This is a genomic window from Clostridium rhizosphaerae (assembly GCF_016765585.1).
GTDB lineage: Bacteria > Bacillota > Clostridia > Clostridiales > Clostridiaceae > Clostridium_AT > Clostridium_AT rhizosphaerae.
Map to the genome: position 1 here is coordinate 106,744 of NZ_JAESWC010000001.1, position 22,803 is coordinate 129,546.

Here is a 22,803-nt window from a genome sequence, read left to right on the forward strand (position 1 = left end):
AATGTTCTAATAGCCTAGACCAAAACCATAATCAAATAAGCCTCTAATAGTTACGGGAAGTTTTCCAGTTGGGTTAACTTCACCGGTTAATACTCTGGCTAGAGCTTTTGTTGAGATAGCTTTATTACCATAGGTTGCAACATATCCATTAACCTGAGGGAAAGCATTTAAATCATAAGGATTTCTCATAGCTGCAACTATAACAGTCTTTCCGGCAGCTGTCAGAGCATTTACTAGATCTTTATGAGCTATAGTCGAACTGGAGGAATATGTGGTAACAATTACAACATCAGCAGCATCTGCCTTTGTTTTAGCAGTATTAATCTGAGCAGTAGTTGGAGTAGCACTTGTTTGATAGGAACTGCTTGTAAAGCCCTTACTAGTAAGTTGGTCTGATAGTAAAGCTGGATTTCCGGTAGCTGGACCTGTTACTAGTACTTTCGTTCCTTGCTTAAGTGGCAATAAACTATTTTCATTTTTAATGAGTGTTATGCTCTTATCTGTCAATTCATCAGCGAACTTTAAGTTTTCTGCAGTACCTATCTGATTAAGCTTTTCAGGGGCTGCATAAGGATCGCTGAATAATCCGCTCTTCATTTTTACCTTTAGAATTCTAAATACAGATTCATCAAGTCGCTTTTCAGTTATTTCTCCGCTCTTTACTGCATTTAATACACCATTGTAAGCAACATCTACATCTGGGGGATTTAATAATATATCCGCGCCTGCTAAAAAGGCCTCTGCAGCAACTCTGTCAGCTGGCACTACATTAGCTCCAGACATTCCAAGACTGTCTGTAATAATAATTCCTTCATATCCGAGCTTGTTTCTAAGAAGGTCAGTCAATATAGGTTTTGAAAGTGTTGCAGGAAGTCCGGAGTTATCTAGAGCAGGTACAACTATATGAGCTGTCATTATGGAATCTATCCCTGCAGCTATTGCAGCCTTAAAAGGCTTTAAATCGATTTCATTAAGTGTTTGCAAATCATGATTTATTATTGGAAGACCATAATGTGAATCGGTATTAGTATCGCCATGACCAGGGAAGTGTTTAGCGCTAGCTATAATATTTTGACTTTGATAACCCTTTATTTGGGCTGCTCCAAGCTGAGCTACCAAGCCAGCATTTTCTGACATGGAGCGAACACCGATAACTGGATTATCAGGATTTATATTAACATCAAGCACAGGAGCCAAGTCAAAATTTATGCCTAGTTTTCTTAATTCTGAGCCCATGATGCTGGTCATCTTTGTTGCATAATCTGCTGAGCGGGTTGCTCCCAACGCCATGTTGCCTGGGAATACTGTTGCAGGCTCAGTTACCCTTGCAACAATTCCACCTTCCTGGTCTGTAGCTATAAGAAGTGGGATAGGCATTCTTTGATCCATAGCTATTTTCTCAATTCCATTAGAAAGAGCATTTACTTGTGCAAAATCAACAGGCGTACCAATATTATCAGACCAGTTAAAGTAGATAATACCACCTATATGGTACTTTTGTATTGCTTCTTCAAAGTTTTTTGCACCACGGTTATTACTTAAGTTCGTTTGTTCATAATTAGGATCTGTTGGTGTCTTTCCATAAACATGGATCATAAATAGTTGCCCAACTTTTTCTTCAAGAGTCATATGCTGAATTTTACTTTCAATCCAGCCCCTTTGAGCCTTTTCGTCTTTCCAACCTGGTTTCACTGGATCGGTTGTATTAGCGTGAATATTAATTGCCGGTACTGCTAAGAGTAAGGATAAAGCCACAGAAAATGTTTTTAATAGATTACGTCTTTTCATTAGGAATCCTCCTTTTTTATTTAATTTACATATGAATAGCTCCAATATTACATTTATCACCCCCAAAGAAATAATTTAAGAGTCTAAGCTAAAAAACAGAAGGCACGAGCATTATAGGTATCTAAACCCTTTTGCTCATGCCTTCTGTTTTAGAAGTTACACGCAACTTTAATATTATTATACTGAAAATATACGTAATTGTCAATTAATGGAAATAAATTATAGTAGTTTATCAATTTCTCTTCGAAAATACACCTACTGGATTTTCTCGTTTTAAGTATTGCTTCCTTAGTGTTTTTTCATCTGGAATTGTGGGATAATAATACTAATATGAATTTTTTAGGAGGACTTTATTATGCAAAGAATAATTCCATACTTATGGTTTGATAAAGAAGCAGTAGAGGCTGCCAAATTGTATGTCAGCTTGTTTGAGAATTCTAAAATAATTAACACTACAATCATTCCGGATACCCCATCAGGCGATGCTGAGACTGTAGATTTTCAGCTTGCTAATCTTGAACTCTCTGCAATAAGTGCCGGCCCCTATTTTAAATTAAACCCATCCATATCTTTAATGGTAGCTTGCGGCACTTCAGAAGAAGTAGATAGACTACATACTGCACTAGTCAATAATGGAACAGAATTAATGCCTCTCGGAGAATATCCCTTCAGCAAGAGATATGCTTGGGTTCAGGATAGATTTGGGGTTAACTGGCAGCTTATGTTAGTAGAGAATATTGAAGAGCTTAAGCAAAAGATAAGACCATCCTTGTTATTTTCCGGAGTGGCCTGTGGCAAGGCTGAAGAGGCTATCAACTATTATGTTTCTGTTTTTGATAATTCAAATAAAGGATTTATCAACTACTATGGAGAAGGTGAAGCATCGGACACCAGGGCGAAGGTTAACTATGCAGAATTTAATATTCGCGGCCTTGAATTAATTGCTATGGATCATGGCTTTGGTGAGGATTATACCTTTAATGAGGCCTTTTCCTTTATGGTGATGTGCGATACTCAAGAAGAAATTGATAGGTATTGGAATAAACTTTCTTTTGTTCCAGAAGCGGAACAGTGCGGCTGGGCAAAAGATCAGTTCGGAGTATCCTGGCAAATCGTACCTGCCAATATGAACGAAATGATGTCGAAGGGCACACCAGAAGAAATAAGCCGTATCACAGAAGCCTTCTTAAAAATGAAGAAATTTGATATAGCTGCTCTGGAAAAGGCACGGTTAGGTTAGAGGAACTTATATATCCTCCAGTTGATGGTCAGCGGCTTGAAATTAATAGCAGTTAAAAAACTCCAGCATCTATACTGGAGTTTTTAATCATAATCTGGTTATCTTCCATATAACACCTGTATTAGGTGCGAACTCATCCGGTTCTCCCTCAGGGTTAATAGCAAAATCTAATACATACATTGCTCCAGCTTTATCGAAAACCACATCAATAGGTCTTTCAAATCCGCCACCGCCTGTATAGGATGCAGCAAAGCCTGACTTATTTATTGCAAAGGTATCTACTGTACCCGTCTTCATATTAATTCTTGAAACTCTATGGCCTACTCTAGGCAATGGCTTTCCACCTGTCGTTTCAGGAGCTTCACTGCCGTATTCAGCTATAAAGACATCTCCGTATGGCCCAAAATCCCTGTTATAGTTAAAATCAAAGCCCATTATAGCTGCGTGAGGAGTAAAAAGTGTAAAAGGTTTAGGCGGCTTCATTGGATGCTTTGCAAGCAAAAATTCTGGTTGAGGCCTTCCTTCAGCTTTAAACATTGGCAATGTAATCGGCATACCTCCAGTATAATCTGGCCATCCATACCATGCACCTGGCATTATCAATTGAAACTCATCAGGAGAGTTGTCAATAGGACGGCTGCCTCTAACATCAGCCCCATGGTTTGTGGAAAAGAGTCTGTTAAATCTATCAAACTTTAATCTAAACGGATTTCTAAGCCCCCATGCTACAAGCTCCAGGTTTGAACCATCAGGGTTAGCGCTAAGTATGCTTCCACTCGCTCTTACAATTCCTTTTTTAAACTCATTAGCAATATTTGGCACACCAAAGGGTGAAAATGCGCCTGTATACGCATAATCATTAGGTGCTTTTGTTTGAACATTTTCAGTTATAAAGTTTTGTCCCTTTACATAGATATTGCCTCCAGGATAGTCATGGAAAAAGGGATATTTTTTAAACCAGTCATTATCTAATCCTACAACACCTGAGTTAGTGGCTGTCCCTTGCCCAAAATACATCTTTCCATCCGGTCCAAACACAACTTGGTTATTATGGTGATCCCCAAGGCTTGGTAGGCCTGATATTATATCCTCCTTTGTGCCATCTGGTTTTATTATTGTGATAAAGCCGTTGCATAAAACTTATAAAAATATATAAATATATATAAATTTTATTTTGTATTCCCTCTTCTACGTATCCTATTTCGACTAAAGTCTAATCTAGTTTGGTATGACACTCCAAGGGCTTAAATTCGGGTACAACGCACCCTACATATCAGCATAACGCTCTGCACTAACCTATTTTAGTTATGCCGATTTATACTTACCAAGATTTAATGAAGCATTTTTATCTCTGTCTATTGTTAAACCACAACTTTCACAGGTAAATATTCTATCTTTTAGTTTTAAGCTTTCTTTTTTCTCTCCACAGCAGGAGCATAGCTTGCTGGAAGGATAAAACCTGTCTACCTGTATAAACTCTATATTATTAAACTCACATTTATATTTCATCTGCCTTATAAATTCATAGAATTTCTGCTCTGCTATCTTTTCAGCTAAGTGCTTATTCTTCATCATTCCGCTTACATTTAGGTCTTCCATAACTACCCTGTAAGGTTTTAGTTTTACTATATTGGCGGTAGCCTGATGAATATGATTATTTCTAATATTAGCAAGCTTTCTATGAATTAGTTTTATCGTCTTTTCAAGTTTAATAATATTGTTTGTTTTAACAAATTTATTGCCTTGTTTATTTGCTTCATATTTTCTTGATAGCTTTCTTTGCAGTCCTTTTAGCTTCTTTTTAAGCTTCCTTACTTTCTTTGACTTATTGATGTTTTTAATGGGCTTATCCATGTAGCTTACCGCTGCTAAGTCCTTTACGCCTAGATCTATTCCTATACTTAAATCTTTATTTAGCTCCGCTTGGTTTTTGCTTTCTTCATACCCAAATGTTAAATACCAATACTTGCCGTCAAAACTGCATCTAGGATTATGACATTTATCTAAGTTAGGTATATCATAATTTGTTTTATATTTTACCTTGCCTACCTTTTCAATATTTACTTTCCCATCTTTAAACTTTACAGCATCATATCTAACATAAAAGGATTTCCTAGAGCTTTTCTTTGTTTTAAATCTAGGATACTTCGATAAACCTTTAAAAAAGTTTGTATAAGCAGTATTTAAATCCTCAAAAGCCTGAACAGTTATCTGTCCGCTTACTTCATAAAGCCAGCTGTAGTTTGGATTTTTCTTTATGGTATTGTTAAATTCTTTCTTTAAGCTGTACTTTGAAGGTTTTAATCCTTGCTTATACTGTTCTTCCCATTTAGCAAGTGCCCAGTTGTAAGCAAACCTTGCTACTCCGCAGGACTTATACATCAATAACTCTTGTTCCTTTGCAGGAAGCAGTCTTATTTTTATGGACTTTATCATTTTCTCACCTCCTTCTATAGTTAGTATAACCAAACAAGTGTTCGATTATGCATAGAAGGGGTTAGTCAATAGATGCTAAAAGGACTACACAAAATAAATTATATACTTATATTCTTTTACAAGTTTTATGCTCATTCACATATATTTGTTAGATATACGCAGTTCTCAAAGCTATATACAATGCAATAAAGCTCTTACGTTAAGGATGTCACAAAATATCTAATCTTTAAGGATTTTTAGGGCATCCTTAACGTATTAGAACTTTTGCATTGTATAAAAGCTTATGAACTTCTCATACTTTCATATGAGCGTAGACTATATCATCACCTGTTACAGATAAGAATTTGATTCTTAAATGCAACTTAGGTGTCCTCCACTTCCACTGACTTCAGTGTACTCCCTGACGGGATAGTCGTTGAACGTTCTCCTTTTCGGAGCTTCGCTGCTGATTACCTATTGTTATTTAGCATTTAGGATTTAACCCTGTGCCATTTAGCTAATTTTTTCTGCTTTCGCAACCTTCAAGCTTAGTCTATTTCATACTTACTTTGTGGTTTAGCTAACTTTAAGGACTTCCAGCAATTCAAAGGATTTTGGATAGAATTCTATTCTATCGCTCCAAGCTCTTTACGAACTTGGGAGGCTGTCAACATTACTTAGGTGTTATAAAAATTTATAGTTTTCAACAAACTTTTACAACTTTTTTGTAACTGTTAGTTACCTCGATGAGACACATAAATATTTCCATTGTAATAATTAATACCGGTAAGAGGAGGATTAAAACCATCAGCAATTACCCTAAAACCATCCTTTGTAAGCCGTAAAACCTTACCATTTCCTGAGGTAACTCCAGCATCGGCAACAAGCATTTCCCCTTTATCCGTAATAATCATGCTTATTGGCGTGTTTAATTCTTCTGCAAATACTTCTATTTTATATCCGGGCGGCAGTTTAATATCTGCAGGATTTACTTTTCTTTTAGCGGCAGTTGTTTTTACTTCCATGCCCTGAGCAGAAGTAGAGTATTGTTCCATTTGTCTCACTCAGAAACTCCCCCAAATTTAATACATTCATAATAGTATATGTTCAGTATATTTTTTGGTTCATTTTAAAGAGAAACTTAGGATTAAGCAGTGATAACAAATTCCGCTTTAAAATCATATAATATTAAGGATTAATTAATGGAGGCATTCTATGTCAAATACCAAACCCCTTGTGATTGGAGCATTATTTGCAATTATGGCAGCCTTATTTCAATCCTTGCCTGTTATATTTTCTGAAGTATTTGTGCTTTTCACTATATTCAGTGCTATTCCAATTTATATAGTCGCAAGAATTAACCCTAAGGCTGGTGTTTTATCTTATCTTGTAGCTGCTATGCTCATTATGATTATAAGTACTCATGAAGGCCTATTCTTTTTATTTACTAATGGAGCTATCGGATGTTCGCTTGGAATCTCCAGCAGCTATACAAATAAAAAAGCTATAATTTGGGCTTCAAGCTCTATTATTCTTACAGTAACGCTAAGCATAATGAATTACGGCATTGGAATACCTGTATTTGGAACTAAGCTTCCAGGAGCACTGTATCTTCAATTGTTTATACTATTTTTGGTTTCTGTTTTGTATAATGTTATTTACTCTTACCTAGGAGATTTTATATACAAAAGGCTTGTGAAATATAATATTTTTCGGAAGTAATAACAGTATCTATAGGGCTTTAAGTTAAGTTTCACATTAAAACCCTATAGATACTTTTTGGAAAGCATGCAAATAGCAGCACAAAAAAGCCAAGCAGTGTGTTATACCGCTTGGCTTCTTGTTTTACTATTTACCATACCTTATTCCATTTTTCACGATGGCATACTACTTCAAAGCCTATGCACTGATAAAACTCACGGTTACCGCCAAAGCAGTAGGTAGCTCCATATTTTTGAGTTTTCTTCATTGCTTCTGTAAGTGCTATGGTTGCAAGCCCCATTCTTCTATACTTAGGGTCTGTTGCCAAGGGCTCAAGATAGGCATAGTCATTAACTCCATCCATCCACATTCCAGCAAAGCAGGCATATTCACCATTTGGAGCTTTAATAATAGTAGTTAAATCCTTTCTAAAATGAGGACCGCTCTGCATAAGTCTTCTGCAATCTAAGTCATCATCCGGCTCATCTCCGTGGTCAAAACCTTTCCAGAGCACATCATTAATCTTCTTAAAATCATTTTCATCCTCTAAGGATATAACTGAAAATCCTTCAGGCAGCTTGCATTCCTTAAAGCCCTTTTCATATTTAAATACTGTAATATTTCCAGTATACTCCTTCTTATAGCCTCTTTCTGCAAGGTGCTCCCTAAGCTCTGTCTCATAGTCGAACAGCCACACATCAAGACTTTTTTTGCCATCAACTACTTTAGACAACTCTCTTTCAGAATACTCCAGCATCATAGGCTTCATGTATTCATAGCCAAGCTTTGTCATCATAAAGGTTTCTCCTAAGCGCATTTCATAAGCTGCAACTGCAACTATTTCACCCTTCTCTTCCCATATTCCAAATCTGTGAGTCATTTTATGATCAAAGTACGGATGAGTATGAGCATACTCAAAATAAGGCTGCTGTATATTTCCATTCTGCTGATACTTAACAAAGTTATGACGAAGAAACTCACTAACAGGTTCAAAGTCACATAATAATTTATAATTTCTAAAAGTTATAGCCATAAAATCAACCCCCATATCCATTTAATGGTATAAACTAATTGTAATAATTTCCTAGTTAAATTAATAGGGAAAGTTTGTTTATAAGTTGTTTTTTACATAATTTATTTATAACCCACGAGGTCCCTGCCACCGGAAAGTATTTATTCACAAGTCAGGAATAAAACAAAATAAGTTGTCAGAAGAAGATATTCCTTATATAATATCAGTGTTGGTGGTATGCCGCTTTCTGAAAGAATAAAATAAATATTAAAGGGTGAACATTAATGTCAGATAAAAACATTGAAATGATGAAAAAGCTTATAGAAGAAAAGAAGAAAAATGGTTCCTCCAAAGGTGGAAAGCTAATTCCTAATAAAAAGTCCATAGGAGGCGGCGCCAGCAAGGTTAAGAACAATAGGAAAACTGGCGGGGTGTTTGATTAGGTCGATTCATATTACGAAAATATAAAAACTGTGAGGTATAATAGAACCTCACAGTTTTTTGCTTCTATTTTTACTGAAGAAACAAGTATTTTATCGTAAATAGTATTTATCCAGCATTTTATTATGACTACTTGGTATATTTTCTGGCAGTTCTTCATAACCGAAAAATCTCAATTCTCGAGTTTCTACATTATCTACTTTTAGTTCACCAGAGTAGGTCTTAGTGTAATAACCTATTGTTATAAAGTAAGCCTTATCTCCGCTCGGAAATTCTATATAGCAATCTTTGCCGGAAGTTGTTCCTAAGAAGGTCAGGTCTTCAATATTCAGGTTGGTTTCTTCTTTGATCTCCCTTACTGCTGTATCTTCAAGAGATTCACCAAGCTCAGTTATACCTCCAATTAGCCCCCATTTATAGGGGAAAGTGCCCCTCTTTTGAAGTAGGATTTCATTTTTATCATTTATTATAAGTATATTAACTCCTGTTAGATTTATCGCATCAGTTCCTACTTTGTCTCTTATGTATTTTACATAGTCCATTTGATATGACAGCTCCTTCTATTATGAAGTTTTTAATACTATTATATTGTTTTTTTACTTTGCTATATTATTTACTATATTGAAAAATGCTCTTGGATTTAAAGTTATGCAAGATAAAAATCAGGTGGGTTCTGACCCGTTTGCGAGGAGTGGAGCGATGAGTTTGCTAACTTTTTAAAAATCCTATGTCATATATAAGATTTCTCATTTTGTTTTCGAGCTGGAGATAAAACCCCTCAAACTCTTCTAATTCAGTCTTCATATATTTATTTAGCAATTGTTTTATTTGATACCAGCCTGCATCCCAACTGTTTATTTGATATTGAGGAAATTCATTATCAAATGGCTCTCTATACTCGATACTCTTTATAATTAGCTCCTTAGCTTTTTCTAGCACATCTCTACTTTCTTTTGATAAATGGATATTTTTAAGCAATAAGTAAAGATATCTTTCATTTGAATAATTTTTAGCATCCATATATAACGGATAATTATTGTACTTATCAGCTAAAGTCTTTATTTCGTCATTTGACATAAAAAATAACTCATTGAAGATATTGAAATCTCTACCCGATGACTTAATTTTTCTTAATGAACTTTGATACGATGATACATTAAATAATGAATAAACAATACTATCCTTTTCCCACTCCTTATATTTTACATGGTTAACATTGGGCTCCTGATATTCATCCTTTTGATTTATCCAGTTACTCTTTATAACCTTCCTAGCTGAAAAAAGCGACAAACACTGCATTATATTTTCTTTATAGATTGGTATCGTCCTAATATGCCTAGTTATTTTACTAGACATTAAATAAACCCCTTGAGTATTTGCATATATGTTATTACTGTCGTTAATGAAATAAGCTAGTGCCTCCTGATCAGTTTTTACAATCTCCTTGTCGGGATTAACTGGTGACTTAAGTGTAATTATCTCTTTTGTCTTAGGCAGTTCCTTAATACTTATCCAATCTGCTGCACTTCTTAGTCCATCCAAGTTATAAATTTGTTTTTTACCTATAGTTACTATACTATTTTCGTTTGTAATATCCTTGATATCATAATTAAAAGTACTAATATCAGTATTTGTACCGGTATCCCATAAACTGAAACTTATAGCCCAGTCATTTGAAACATCATAAAAGTTTCCGGCCTTTAACAGCATTCCCTTAACAAATTTAAAGTCTTCAAAGAAATGCTTTCTAAATCCCTCAAATGAAGGACCACTTAAAAATAAAGGATTTGAAAAGACTGCAACTTTAACATTAGATAGGTTATCTCTTCTTTTCAATAGAAGAATTTTATATAGAAATTGGGCGTAAAGCTGTTGAGCTGATTTCCCAACATTATATTTCTTCATCAATTTATTTATCTCAGTATTAGCTGTACCGTTTTTGCTTTTTGCATCTTTTGCTTTAGCATTTCCTGCAGTGGCAAAAGGAGGATTAATAAAAAATAGAAAAGGTTTATCCGCCTTCAAACTTTCAAGTAGCTTCCTAGGCATTTTACACATACTTTCTAGTAATTCTGCTCCCTTTAAGATATCAATATCATCATTAAGGAAATCATATTGAAACTTTGTAGCATTAGTATTATATTTGCTTCCTACAACTAAATCTCCTTTAAAAATGGTAGAGCAATACAATTCTTTAAAATAATAATCTCTTGTTAGATTCCCAGTACCCCATGCGCAATCCCAAACCACATATTTTTCTCTCCAGTCTTGTCCATAAATTTCAGATATCATTTTATTTGCTTCATCAGCCCAAACTGTAGGTGTATAAAATTCTCCTCTAAATCTCCTCTGAGTATCTTCATATAACCTATCTGAAATAGATGTTAGCCTTTCTTTTTCTTTAGGACTGTAATCTAAAGAGTAATAATCAACAAAAGATTCGTATGCATCTCCATTAATATATATGTGATCATTGTTCGAAAGTACTAAAGTATTCTTTCTTTTAGGATGAATATAATTATCTATAGGATCTAATATTAAATTAATAAATATAAAAACCAAATCACTAACTGTATATTTATTTGGATCTTTTATAATTTTAATGATGAAATAATCATATATTGAGGAAATATTTTGCTCTGTAAGCTTAATTTGTATTTTCATATTCATGGCTATAGCTTGAATATCGTCTATAACATCAGTAAATTTAAAATTTTTATCAATTTGAAAAACGTGAGGAATTATTGTATTATCTGCTGCTATCTTATTTAAGAGTAGGCTATTCTTGAAACGAGCTGTGGATGGTGCTATAGACCAGTCTATTTTTTCATCTAAATATGGCATCAACTGCTTCGAGGATAAAACAAAACACTCATCTTTATCTCCAACCAAAATGACTTCAGGGAACTCATTGCTTTTTAGGGAAAAACTTTTTAGATAATATAAAACTTGAATTAATACTTTTGCCTGATTAATCTTTGAACTAAAGTCTTCATCATGCTTAAACTCCATGATTAGCCTTAATACCTTAGTTTTATTATTATAGACTATATTACTAACTAGATATCCATCACATCCATAATCATATCTAATAGAATTATCTGTGAAATAGCTTTCTAATGCTCCTTTATAGACATCCTCAACTTCTTTTTCAATTTTAGAATTTTTAATATCATCAAAGAGCCTATTAATTTTTTCAATTAACTTTTGGGGAGCGATTGGATTGGCTTGATTATTCAAATTTCTACCTCTTTATAAAATATTACTCTTTAATAATATATTATTGAGAGTAGATGCTTTATTATGAATAAACCATGTTTATTTTCAGCATATTTCCTTTACTAATACAAATAATTTCTATTAAGTGAAACCTTGCTTTTCATTTCTATTTTATCTATTTTCTTGTTTAATCTTTATTAGTACGATATCTCATTTTAATATTCGATAAAGTTATGTTCATAAACTTATTCAGTATTTTTTTATCTCATGATATCATATGGATAATTAATAGTTCATACAATTTAAAAACTGCCTTTATTACCTTATACAACATCATAACTGTAGAAACTTTTCATTCACAAAAATGCACATTATTTTGTTTAAGATATTGATACATGTGCAAATTTTTATTCAGATTAAGTTTTGATATAAGTATATCCTCAGTTATATAGCCTGAAACATAAAGTTCATAAATGAGAATCCAAGAAAGAGCATTACTGCTTACTAGGGTTATTTCTTCCTGACCCAACAAACCTTTTCTCATAAGAATAATTTTAGCTAATTCGTTTTTACTTTCTACGATTTCATGCACCAGTGATTCATCAGTTTTAATATTGCCTGTTTCGATTAACAAATATAACAACCACAGTACTTCTAAATCGTGCTCAAAACTTATATGTCTATTTAACATTTGCTTTATAATATCAACATCTTTTTCATCTAAAGTCAGACTTTCTTTGTTTTTAATAAGCAATGAACATGCCTTTGTCAAAGAACGTTCATTGTTTTCGATAATTGTTAACAAATAAGCTTTATATAGAGATGTATTGGTTGATTCTATGTGACTTTGCTCTAATGTTTTGAGCAAATATCGTATTGATCCCTTAGTGCCGTTTCTTTCCAAGAGAAAATATGTATTAAACAGCTTCATTAAATCTGAAGTATCCAAATTTTCTTTCATGAGCCCCTTAAAAATCTTTTCTAAATTTTCTGCTACATAATAAGGGAACTCAATTATTTCTGTCTTTTCATTATTAAGAGAAAATCCATATAATTTAAGCACCCTTGTAAAAATGCTTATTACAGTCTTATCGTCATTATCAAAAAGATAAACTTCATAATCATCAACATACCGAGAAAACTTAATTCCCTCTTTACTTAGTTCTTTATCAATACGTGTAAGAATTCCTTCGACAATCATTTTAGATATCAACGGACCAGGAAGCAACCCATTGGTTCTATTCAAATTTTGCCGTCTAAGAACTTCATCCAACTTTCGATATTTTCGATAAATACTATTAATAGACTGGTCATTAGGATCCTTTAAAAATTTATTGTAGTTACACTCTGCTTCTTTCACACCTAACAAAATTGCCGGAATCATATGCATATAGAAGCTGGAAAAACAATTTGATATATCCAATTTTAATACTTTCTTAGACCCTGTTGCTTTAATGATTTTTTTAGATATATTTTCAATGTAATCTGAAGAAATTTCCTCTAACTTGGAAAGTTCCATTACTTGGCCCGTTGTTCCACCGTATGATTGTTCATGCCTCACAATGCTATCATTTTTACCTAGAATAGGGGAAAATGATGCATCATTGTTTTCAGTGAACTCAACTAGATCTTTTACAATCTGCTCTTGCCTAATGTAATTTCGAACTACAGTATACGCTCCTATTTCAGGAATAAAAATATTACGCCTAGCATCGTTATTGTTGTATCTACTCATTGTAAAACAATATGGTTCAATTAATTCACAACTCTCAGATGGAACTCTTAAAAATACTTTTGGATCTAGTTTAAAACAGGGTGGCAAATATTCAGAAAAGAACCCTGTTTCAGCTATTTCTTTTTCTATCGTTGTATAATTTCTAATCATTTTATACTTTTATTCCTCCGTATACATTTTCTATTGTTCTTAATAGGTAACCCTATTTAAGGTGCTTTTCTTTTATGTTTTTAAGTCTGTAGCCATATTATAATACTAATTATTAACCCGATGGGATATTACTACCTTTCTTTCCCCAGAATAATATGGTTGACCTCGCTATATAAAAAATATGCTTATAAAATTAAAAACAGCTTGATTAGTAGCTTACGACTATCATTTTAATCGATATTTATAATCAAATTATTACCTATAACTATTTTTTATCGTTTAAACATATTGCTATATTCGTCTTATATGAACAAAATTTATCTCTTTAATACTATGAACTAAATCTATAATTGATACGAACGTAGAGTTTAGTTCTAATTTATTAACTTTGTAAGCACTTCAACAATTTCCCTATCAACATCCCCTGCCTCCATGGCATTAAATATACTTTTCATGGAGCAACTTTTCTTATAATTTTCCCTCATCCAATTATTTGTTGCCCTTAATAGTTCTTTCCCAGGTACAATAGCAAGCTTTCTATCTAAATTCGTCCATCTTAAATTAACATATTCTCTTGCCTTTGCAGCTGCGGTCCCAGCAGTAAGTTTTTTTTCTTCTTCCTGAATTTTAGTAGTAAAGCAATCAATGACATCATTTTTAAAAGTGTCAATAAGCCCCTCATACTTTTCTATAAACTCTTGAAACATTTCACTACTTTGTTTAGTTATTCTGAATAAAACTGCAGGTATTATAATATAGTTTTCTAATTCCTTTTTACTCCAAACATGGAGTGAAAGATGATTATCTATTGACTTATTTCGTTGTACTTCTATTTGTGATTCAGAATAATAATCTCGGTCTAATATTGCAAAACATTTATAATGGCCACTTGAATTCTCAAATAACAACTTTGCTGCCCCAAAAGCTTCGTTTATTCTCTTAAATCCTCCGAGAGGCAATGAGGGTATAGCATCTAAGGAATATGTATTCTTAGGGTAAAGTACATTATAAAACTGCTGTAGTATTTTCACATCTTCGCCTTCAACAAAAAAACATTTATTTGAGCCATTTAATCTAACTAATGATAAATTATATACGCTACCAATATCATCCACAATATTTTGAACAGCTGCAAGATGATTTGCATACCTCATTTGTCTATCGTGTTTGTCAATCGTAAGTATATTGCGTGGTGAAACATTAGATATTATTTCTATAGAATGGGTAGCAATAACTACCTGCTTAAATTGGGATCTTACGAGCTTAAGTATTTTTAGCTGAAGGTCTGGATGCATATAAACATCAGGCTCATCAAGAATTATTGTTTCACTTCCACCTGACCTACAAATAAACCATATAATTTGCAGCCACATTTGAATCCCGCTTCCCATTAATCCAATTTCGGCTGGAAACCTTTCATCTTCAATAAGAAAATTAATATATTCACTGTGACTGTAATTATAATCTAGCTCTCTCACTCTTAGACCTGGCCATGTTTCTTCAGCGAGTCTTTTGAATTTATTATACAATTCTTTTTTATATAATAACATTTCGTTTCTAAAATGCCTTGAAGTCAGGTATGTATCCATATCATCTATAATTGTGCCTTCACTTAACTTTTTCTCATTCTCTTTTATAAGACCAATTTGTGGTAAGATACTTATTGTGCTAATATTAAGTGATATCGCTTTTGCCTTTGAGGAAACTAAATTTCTACTTTTATCATATATAGTCGCAAAGGCTATTTCCTTATTGATATAGACAATTATTGTAACACCACTTTTAAAACATGCCGTAACTTTAGCTATATCAGACTTATAATAATAAATCACTCCTCTTAAATCAATTTTTAATTTCTCAACTGGCAATCGAAACCCTTTAATATTTTGTGGTAATCCCAATGACTTTGGAGCGCTAATATATGAAGTTTTTGTACATTTTTTAGTAGCCATTGCTATCATTCTCAGAGATTCTATAATAGAAGATTTACCTGCATTATTTTTTCCGACAATAATAGTCAAGTCTCTCACTGACATTTTCGATTTTTCAAAACACCGATAGTTTTCAAGCAGTATACTTTCTAACATACCTAACACCCACCTACAACAATATTTTCAATATTTTATGATTTTGATGAATTATTTCATTCATCTACAACCTTTCAACTTCCTATTTTGAAAACTGTCTGAACCTTCAAAGTCAATTTTCTTATTTCATTATTCTACAAATATCTTGCATTTCCTTCAAAATATGGACAATTTATATTTAAAAATTAACTCATAAAAAGAGCTACTATTTGTATAGATAGTAACTCTTTTATATGACTTTTATAATACCAGCAAAAAACATGCTGATTATAGATTATTGAATATTCAACAACACTCTGAGCCTAATTGTTATACTCTTTTTCCAATTCATTGCACTATACTTTTATTGACCACTGTCATCATCCCGGCCTCGCTCTCCACACTGGTTCTGCTCTGACTCTGCCAAAGAAATAACCTTCCATTTATCGCATAATCCTCGTAGAGGGTTGAAGGTCAATACTCCTTCGCTAAACAATGGCCTCTTTCTTTCCTCAAAATGGCTGAAATCAACCATAATTGTATGTATTAATCTCTTTCCTTCCTCTGCGTCCTCCTATAACTTTACTTTTCTTAGTAAAAAATAGACTTCATCTATAAATACAATCAAATGTAATATATTCGCGAATATGATGTTATATTGAAACTATTCTCTAATGTCAGTAACCTTTGCCAAACCATTCTACTAGTTATGGAGAAGATAGTAAGTTTTGTGGTATAATTTAATCATAAAGTAAAAGCCTGGCGAATTGGGGGATACTATGTTTATTTCACAAAAAACAATCGATATTTTAGTTAATACAATTACAGGGACAATAAAAAATCAATTTATAGAAGCGGATCAAACTTGGTAAAATTTTTTGCAAACTTGGGATTATGGGGACAATTTGAAGCATGTTTACCATCAAGAACAAGATTTACTGAACAAAAAAATTAATCTAATTACCAAAACACCAGAGATTGAGGAGCTAATAACCAGTCTTTTGGATCCACATGAATATTTTGATTCAGAATATAATTTACTTGATATAGTAAATTTTTTGAACAATTATTTAAGATTTGACGATTATGAGATAGTTGACCATGATGGTTATTATAAAATTTATGATAGAAGAAAGCCTGCCAATACACCTAAAATATTTAAGGGAGAAGTTAAAACTTGTAGGCTAGCACCATCAGGTAGAAGCAATATTATTACTATGAGCAATAATGAAGTTTTTTACACAAACATTGATGAACTATTTGAACCAGGTATTTCAATCTTTGCAGAAGCATTACTTTACAAAAATACTGAAAATTACTTTTCCGGCCACTATGAGGTTAGAAAAGTGCCAAACGAAGATATTCATGTAAATGATCCATTAGAAAGGAAAGAAGTAGGTATGGATAAAGTTGATAAAGTGTTTATTATACATGGACATGATAGTGAAATGAAAACAAATGTTCAGTTGCTATTAAGCAGAGCTAAAGTAACTGATGTAGTTCTCCATGAATGTGCAGATAAAGGTAGAAATATAATAGACAAACTTATTGAAGAGACTTATGGCGCTACATATGCTATTGCTTTGCTAAGTCCTGATGATAAGCTAGAGGATGGAAGTATCAGAGCAAGGAAAAACGTTATCCTAGAAATCGGATTTTTTTTAGGAAGATTAGGAAAGCAAAACGTTAGATTATTAGTAAAAGATGAAAGAAGCAGGTATAAATGAAGCTATAAACAAATTTCAGATAATATTTGGAGGAAATATATGTTTTGTACAGGCTGTGGCAATAGTATAAAAACTGTTGATAAGTTCTGCTCTAGTTGTGGTAAGAAGCTTTCAGCATTTAATGAAACTAATAATACAATTATTACTGGTGAAGGTAGTGTAAGTATTGTTAGTAGTGGTAAAGGAAATATAAAAGTTGGTAATTTATATGCTACTATTAATTCAACTGAACAAGCAAAACAGCTTGAATATAGTTACACAAAAAAAGGAAAGCCTTTTAGTCTTAATAAGGTAAGATATTTAAAGATTGTGTCAATGTCAGCAGGTGCAATCGGAACGGCTCTAGGACTTGTAGATTCAACTTTAGGAATTCTAAATAATAGTTCAACAATGCTTGGAAATAATAACTCTTTTATAATTACTGCAGTTTCTGTTATTGTTCTTTTGATTAGTCTTTTGATACACATTTTATATAAAGAGTTACTTACAAAAGGCTTTATTTGGATTAAACCTCATAATTTAATAAACTTGAAACTAAAGTGCAATAATGACGGTACAGCATCTTTATTAGATCTTAGTGGAGTATGCCCTAAGCCAAAATGTGGTGGAAAGATAAAACTGTATAAAGATAACATCACTGGTAAGATAATTGGGTATTGTGAAAAGAACCATGACCACAAGTTTACCTTTGACCATACTGACTTTTCTGGTAAAGATATAAAATAGAAATTTTTTTGCTTTCAGAAGGATATATACCCTTTTCGTTTTTTTAAATAGATTTGATAATTTAGATAAGCTAATATAGGTCAATCACTAAATTATGATTATCTTATCTTTTCATTATTCGCCTAATATCATTGTATCTCCGTCTCCTCTGAGCTGTCCCTCTTCGAAAATGTAGTTTACACCCAGTGAGAGCTGATCATATCGGACGGAGATGTATTAATATGTTAAGTAATCAATGAAAGCTACAATTTAGATTAATCCACTTATTTCAGCTTATACTTCTTGCACTCTCCATGCTTATTATAAATTGCGGATAGATAACTATTATCAACCATTCCAAAAATTGTATCCAGTAACCCACCTTTCAATTGTTTTGCCACTAATGCTTCAGACACATCTTCTAAAGAAACTACTCTTCTAGCTATACTGAATATTTGTTCAAAAAAATCACCTGTTCTTTCAATTTGTGCTCCATTAGCATCTAGTTCAATAACTATTCTCTTTGACATTTTGAAATGCCCTCTATCATACTCAAGTAGTATTAGAACTGGATTATATGGAAAATCAATATCGAAATCCTGTTCCAGTTTCATCAAAAATTCAAGAAAGATCTCACGTTTAAAGTAATAATCTTTGCCTTTAATAGTTATTTTCTTTTTGCTCTCATACATCCCCTCTTCCATATAACCTGGTAAATAAAAATTTATATATTCGCCAGATTTATAGTTAAAAACATCAATATAATTTAATATATACTCTTTGCACTTTCGTTGGTCAAAATCTGCAATTAGTAACCCAAAAGTAACAGGTAAGTCGGGATTCTCTCTTCTTTTAATTTCATAAACCAATCTTTCATAACTTCCTAACGCCCACATGTATATTTCCCCTTTCTACTTCAAACCGATATCTATTTAACTTTTTCATTATTTCACATAACCATGGGTCTACTTGCACTTCGTTCAGCATGATATTATGATACTAACTCCACATTATAGACATTATTTGAACCTTTTATTTCACTTATCTTATTTTTCTACTCTATAAATACCCAATATTTCCTCTGTAACCTGGATATTTAATATTTGCAAATAGATTCAAACAAAAATATGATTTACTTAAATAGTAGTTTTTCTATCGCTTTTATAATTTCAGGCCGAATTTACACTGGTTATTAGCCATTGAATAGTCATCAAGCCTCTGTAACTGCTTTTTATATACTTTCTCCAACATATTATACAATACTTTTATTCGCCACCCTCATCATCCCAGCCGGCATCTCCTCTTTCATCTCCCAAACAAAACTAATCGGCATATCCCCCTCATGCTTCACATACTCCACCTCACCCAAATAAACATAAGGCGAAGTCACACCATCCTGTTTCTTATTCTCCCTAACAAACAGAACTATCCTATTGCCAGTTCTCAAATGGTTAATATACCTCTGTCCAGTCTCACTGTCTACTGAAGTCCTACTCTGACTCTGCCAGTGAAACAGCCTTTCATTTATTGCATAATCCTCGTAGAGGGTTGATGGCGAATATTCCTTCTCACTTTTATTCAAAGTTACAAAGAAAGCATCAAGCTTCTTCTCATTAAAATACTTAACTCCCTCTCTAAAGGCCGGCTTCTTGCTTTCTTCAAAATAGCCGAAGGCAGCCATAATTTGATCCACACTATAACTGCAGTGCAAATCCAGCGGACACTGAAATCCTAAATCCACCTGCTTATCAACAAAATCAATGTGCAGATAGTTATATTGAAGTATCTCTAAAGCCTCTTTCATAAGCTCCTTGTTATTTACACAAAGCTCACTTAAGCATTCTTCAAAAGTAGCGAATCCTTGCTTTTCTGGCGCCTCTAAATAAAAGCTATAATATAGCATTCCAAGCATAAGCTTCTCTTCTGTACTAAACACCTGTGCTTTAATATCCTCACCTAAAGCCAGCACCCTAGTTGCAAATTCAATAAGTTCTCTAGAATTTATATGAAACAAATTCTTAAATCTCTTATTTATTACTTCCTCATCTTTATTATCAAAGCTCTCCATAATACCGGCTTCAACTTTCATTCTGCTAAAGCTTCTGTCTCCATTCTTGCCATATACATCAATTAAGCTATAGCCATAGTGTTCCATGAAGTTAGCCAAGATAAGCTTATGTCCTGTATCAGCTTCAAAATATTTAATCTTGCTTATTAAAGCAGCCTTTGTAAGCCTTGCATCCTTTATGTTTCTAAGTATGTATTCCTTAGCCTGCTTTTCTAAATGTATATAGCAGCCCTTTGGAAGGTTTAAAAATCCATTGTTAATGCTGTATTCTACTGAATGCTTTGATTTGCCTATCAAGGCTTTAAACTTCTGTTCAAAATCATAGTTTTTGTGAGCCTGACCAACAAAGTCCAAAACTGTTAGGCATTCTTTTCCTTCGCTAAGTCTTAGACCTCTTCCAAGCTGCTGAAGGAATATGGTTAAGCTTTCTGTAGGTCTTAAAAACAGCACAGTGTTTATTTCAGGTATATCTACACCTTCATTATAAAGGTCAACTGTAAATATGAATTTTATTTCTCCGCTTACAAGCCTTTTCTTAGCGCTGCTTCTTTCTTCATCGCTGCTCTCACCAGTTAAAGCAATTGATGCTATGCTATTTTTATTAAACCTGTCAGCCATGTATTTAGCATGTTCAACACCAACGCAAAAGCCTAGTCCAACAATCTCATTCATATCCGTTACATACTTTTGAAGGCTAGTTATAATTTGATTTACTCTAATATCATTGCTTGTATAAACCTTCTCAAGCTCCTGTTTGTCATAGCCTCCTCTAGTCCATTTAAGCTTTGATAAATCAACTAAATCAGACACAGCAAAATATTGAAAGGAGCTTAAAAGCTTTCTGTCTATAGCTTCAGGAAGTCTCATCTCTGCTGCAATCCTATCATCAAAGCGCTCTAATACATTTTTGCCGTCCATTCTTTCAGGGGTAGCAGTTAATCCTAATAGTATTTTAGGATTATAGTAATCTAAAAGCCTCTGATAAGATGGAGCTTCAGCATGATGAAATTCGTCAACTATTATAAAATCATAAAAATCCGCTGTAGTCTTTTCATAAAGCTTAGCAGAGTTAAAGCTTTGTATGCTCATAAATAAATGGTCTAAGGAAGAAGGTACACTTCCTCCAACATACAAATCTCCAAAATTGCTGTCCTTTAAAATAGCTCTAAAGGTATCCCTGCTTTGCTTAAGTATTTCTTCTCTATGAGCAATAAAAAGCAGCCTGTTCTTATCTCTTTTATGTTCACGAACAAAATCCTTATAATCAAAGGCAGCAATAACTGTTTTTCCTACTCCAGTTGCAGCAATCAAAAGGTTTTTATGCCTGTTAAATAAAACTCTCTCAGCCTTAAGTTTCTCAAGTATTTCCTTCTGATAAAAATAAGGCTTTATATCAAAGTTAAATATAGATTCACCCTCACCATCTGTTCTGCTTTCCTTATTAAGTGAGGTTTTAAGCCTTTCTTTATCCTCCTGAGCCTCTCCGTTAAATACTATAAACTCACCATCATTCCAATAGCTTTCAAAGGTTGCTTCAAACTTCTTAATAATATCAAAGGAATCTTTCTCCGTTACTTTAAGGTTCCACTCAAGTCCTGAGGTTATGGCAGCACTTGATAAATTGGAGGAACCAATATAGGCCGTAGTAAAGCCAGTTTCTCTTTTGAAAAGATAGGCCTTTGCATGGAGTCTTGTTCTCTCCGTATCATAGGAAATCTTTATTTCTGTGTTCTTTAGCCTACTTAATTCCTCTATGGCTTTATAATCCGTTGCTCCCATGTATGATGTAGTTATTATTCTAAGCCTATGCCCCTCCTGCTCTGTAAACTCCTTAAGCTCCTCAATAATACACCTAAGACCGCTCCACTTTACAAAGGACACAAGCATATCTATAGAATCACAGCATAAAATCTCCTTCTTAAGCTCACTCATCATGTTAGGTTCCTGAACAGAGCCTGTAAATAACGAGCTTTGATAAAGAGGAGTTACAGGTCTTACAGACTTGCTTTCCTTCACAGCCTTTATGATGTTTATCTTAGAATACAGAGCTGTCATCACTTCTCCCTCTTCTTCGATCTTAAAGTCCTCAATATTCCTTTCCCGGGCAATATTCGCTAACATTTTTATAAGTTCGTTGCAGGCTTCTATCTGTGAAAGCAGTGCTTCCTTATCATTTTGCTTGCTGTTTTCTCTTATAAATCGGAGTGCCTTTTTAACTACTGAGGATATGTAGGCAGAGAGTATTGTCTTTGCCTCTTCTACATCAAGCTCTTCTTTTTCTATAAGATATTTATCTAAACTTAATTGTTTAAGCTTTTGTTTTAATTCTCTATTTATGATCTGCTCATAAACTCCTTCTTTTAGCATGGAATTCACCTCGGTTGTTTGATACATGGTATATTCTGTATTAGGATGTGGAAATCCTGCTAAAGTATTTATATAAAAGTTAAAGGAACTTTAATTCATTATTTATATACTCCGTATTAAGACAAAAAACCTCCCAAGGCAGTTATACTACCCAAGGAGGCTTATATTA

The 22,803-nt window shown here is 33.3% G+C and carries 16 protein-coding genes; 5 read left to right on the top strand and 11 right to left on the bottom strand.

Features of this window, described 5'->3' with window-relative positions; all coding sequences use genetic code 11:
* Positions 1 to 6: 6 nt before the first annotated feature.
* Positions 7 to 1,788 (bottom strand): glycoside hydrolase family 3 protein, encoded by a 1,782-nt coding sequence (locus tag JK636_RS00545; protein ID WP_202746886.1) that lies wholly within the window; start codon positions 1,786 to 1,788, stop codon positions 7 to 9.
* A 355-nt stretch (positions 1,789 to 2,143) separates the two neighbouring features.
* Between JK636_RS00545 and JK636_RS00550 the strand changes: the two genes are divergently transcribed.
* Positions 2,144 to 3,028 carry a VOC family protein gene (locus tag JK636_RS00550; RefSeq protein WP_202746887.1) on the top strand — a complete coding sequence of 295 codons (885 nt, stop codon included), beginning with the start codon at positions 2,144 to 2,146 and terminating at the stop codon, positions 3,026 to 3,028.
* 87 nt (positions 3,029 to 3,115) lie between these two features.
* On the opposite strand, the gene JK636_RS00555 is transcribed toward JK636_RS00550, so the two are convergent.
* The 3 genes from JK636_RS00555 to JK636_RS00565 form a co-directional block, all read right to left on the bottom strand.
* Positions 3,116 to 4,045 carry a PQQ-dependent sugar dehydrogenase gene (locus JK636_RS00555; RefSeq protein ID WP_202746888.1) on the bottom strand — a complete coding sequence of 310 codons (930 nt, stop codon included), beginning with the start codon at positions 4,043 to 4,045 and terminating at the stop codon, positions 3,116 to 3,118.
* Between the two features lie 288 nt (positions 4,046 to 4,333).
* Complete coding sequence (locus JK636_RS00560; protein ID WP_202746889.1) at positions 4,334 to 5,464, bottom strand: RNA-guided endonuclease InsQ/TnpB family protein; 1,131 nt, start codon at positions 5,462 to 5,464, stop codon at positions 4,334 to 4,336.
* Positions 5,465 to 6,177: 713 nt separating this feature from the next.
* Complete coding sequence (locus JK636_RS00565) at positions 6,178 to 6,507, bottom strand: PQQ-dependent sugar dehydrogenase family protein (RefSeq protein ID WP_202746890.1); 330 nt, start codon at positions 6,505 to 6,507, stop codon at positions 6,178 to 6,180.
* A gap of 151 nt (positions 6,508 to 6,658) precedes the next feature.
* Here JK636_RS00565 and JK636_RS00570 point away from each other — a divergent pair, with 151 nt between their 5' ends.
* Positions 6,659 to 7,165 (top strand): YybS family protein, encoded by a 507-nt coding sequence (locus tag JK636_RS00570; RefSeq protein ID WP_202746891.1) that lies wholly within the window; start codon positions 6,659 to 6,661, stop codon positions 7,163 to 7,165.
* 130 nt (positions 7,166 to 7,295) lie between these two features.
* Here JK636_RS00570 and JK636_RS00575 read toward each other — a convergent pair whose 3' ends face one another.
* A complete protein-coding gene (locus JK636_RS00575; protein ID WP_202746892.1) occupies positions 7,296 to 8,177 on the bottom strand; it encodes a GNAT family N-acetyltransferase in 882 nt (293 codons plus the stop codon).
* Between the two features lie 263 nt (positions 8,178 to 8,440).
* Here JK636_RS00575 and JK636_RS00580 point away from each other — a divergent pair, with 263 nt between their 5' ends.
* Positions 8,441 to 8,599, top strand: coding sequence for a hypothetical protein (locus JK636_RS00580; protein ID WP_202746893.1), 159 nt, complete (start codon positions 8,441 to 8,443; stop codon positions 8,597 to 8,599).
* A gap of 90 nt (positions 8,600 to 8,689) precedes the next feature.
* Here JK636_RS00580 and JK636_RS00585 read toward each other — a convergent pair whose 3' ends face one another.
* The 4 genes from JK636_RS00585 to JK636_RS00600 all read right to left on the bottom strand — a co-directional run bounded on the left by JK636_RS00585 (position 8,690) and on the right by JK636_RS00600 (position 15,788).
* Entirely contained in the window at positions 8,690 to 9,139 is a 450-nt protein-coding gene (locus tag JK636_RS00585; protein ID WP_202746894.1) for an NUDIX hydrolase, read from the bottom strand.
* A gap of 166 nt (positions 9,140 to 9,305) precedes the next feature.
* Positions 9,306 to 11,837 (bottom strand): hypothetical protein, encoded by a 2,532-nt coding sequence (locus JK636_RS00590; protein ID WP_207751671.1) that lies wholly within the window; start codon positions 11,835 to 11,837, stop codon positions 9,306 to 9,308.
* A gap of 331 nt (positions 11,838 to 12,168) precedes the next feature.
* Entirely contained in the window at positions 12,169 to 13,701 is a 1,533-nt protein-coding gene (locus JK636_RS00595; RefSeq protein WP_202746895.1) for an RNA-directed DNA polymerase, read from the bottom strand.
* Positions 13,702 to 14,075: 374 nt separating this feature from the next.
* Positions 14,076 to 15,788 (bottom strand): ATP-dependent nuclease, encoded by a 1,713-nt coding sequence (locus JK636_RS00600; RefSeq protein WP_202746896.1) that lies wholly within the window; start codon positions 15,786 to 15,788, stop codon positions 14,076 to 14,078.
* An 884-nt stretch (positions 15,789 to 16,672) separates the two neighbouring features.
* Here JK636_RS00600 and JK636_RS00605 point away from each other — a divergent pair.
* Positions 16,673 to 17,494 (top strand): TIR domain-containing protein, encoded by an 822-nt coding sequence (locus JK636_RS00605; protein WP_202746897.1) that lies wholly within the window; start codon positions 16,673 to 16,675, stop codon positions 17,492 to 17,494.
* A 39-nt stretch (positions 17,495 to 17,533) separates the two neighbouring features.
* Positions 17,534 to 18,220 (top strand): zinc ribbon domain-containing protein, encoded by a 687-nt coding sequence (locus JK636_RS00610; RefSeq protein WP_202746898.1) that lies wholly within the window; start codon positions 17,534 to 17,536, stop codon positions 18,218 to 18,220.
* A gap of 263 nt (positions 18,221 to 18,483) precedes the next feature.
* On the opposite strand, the gene JK636_RS00615 is transcribed toward JK636_RS00610, so the two are convergent.
* Together JK636_RS00615 and JK636_RS00620 are read right to left on the bottom strand one after the other, a co-directional pair.
* Positions 18,484 to 19,095, bottom strand: coding sequence for a hypothetical protein (locus tag JK636_RS00615; RefSeq protein WP_202746899.1), 612 nt, complete (start codon positions 19,093 to 19,095; stop codon positions 18,484 to 18,486).
* Positions 19,096 to 19,451: 356 nt separating this feature from the next.
* The gene (locus JK636_RS00620; protein WP_202746900.1) at positions 19,452 to 22,634 is read right to left on the bottom strand and encodes a DEAD/DEAH box helicase; all 3,183 of its coding nucleotides are present in this window, start codon (positions 22,632 to 22,634) and stop codon (positions 19,452 to 19,454) included.
* Positions 22,635 to 22,803 lie beyond the last annotated feature (169 nt).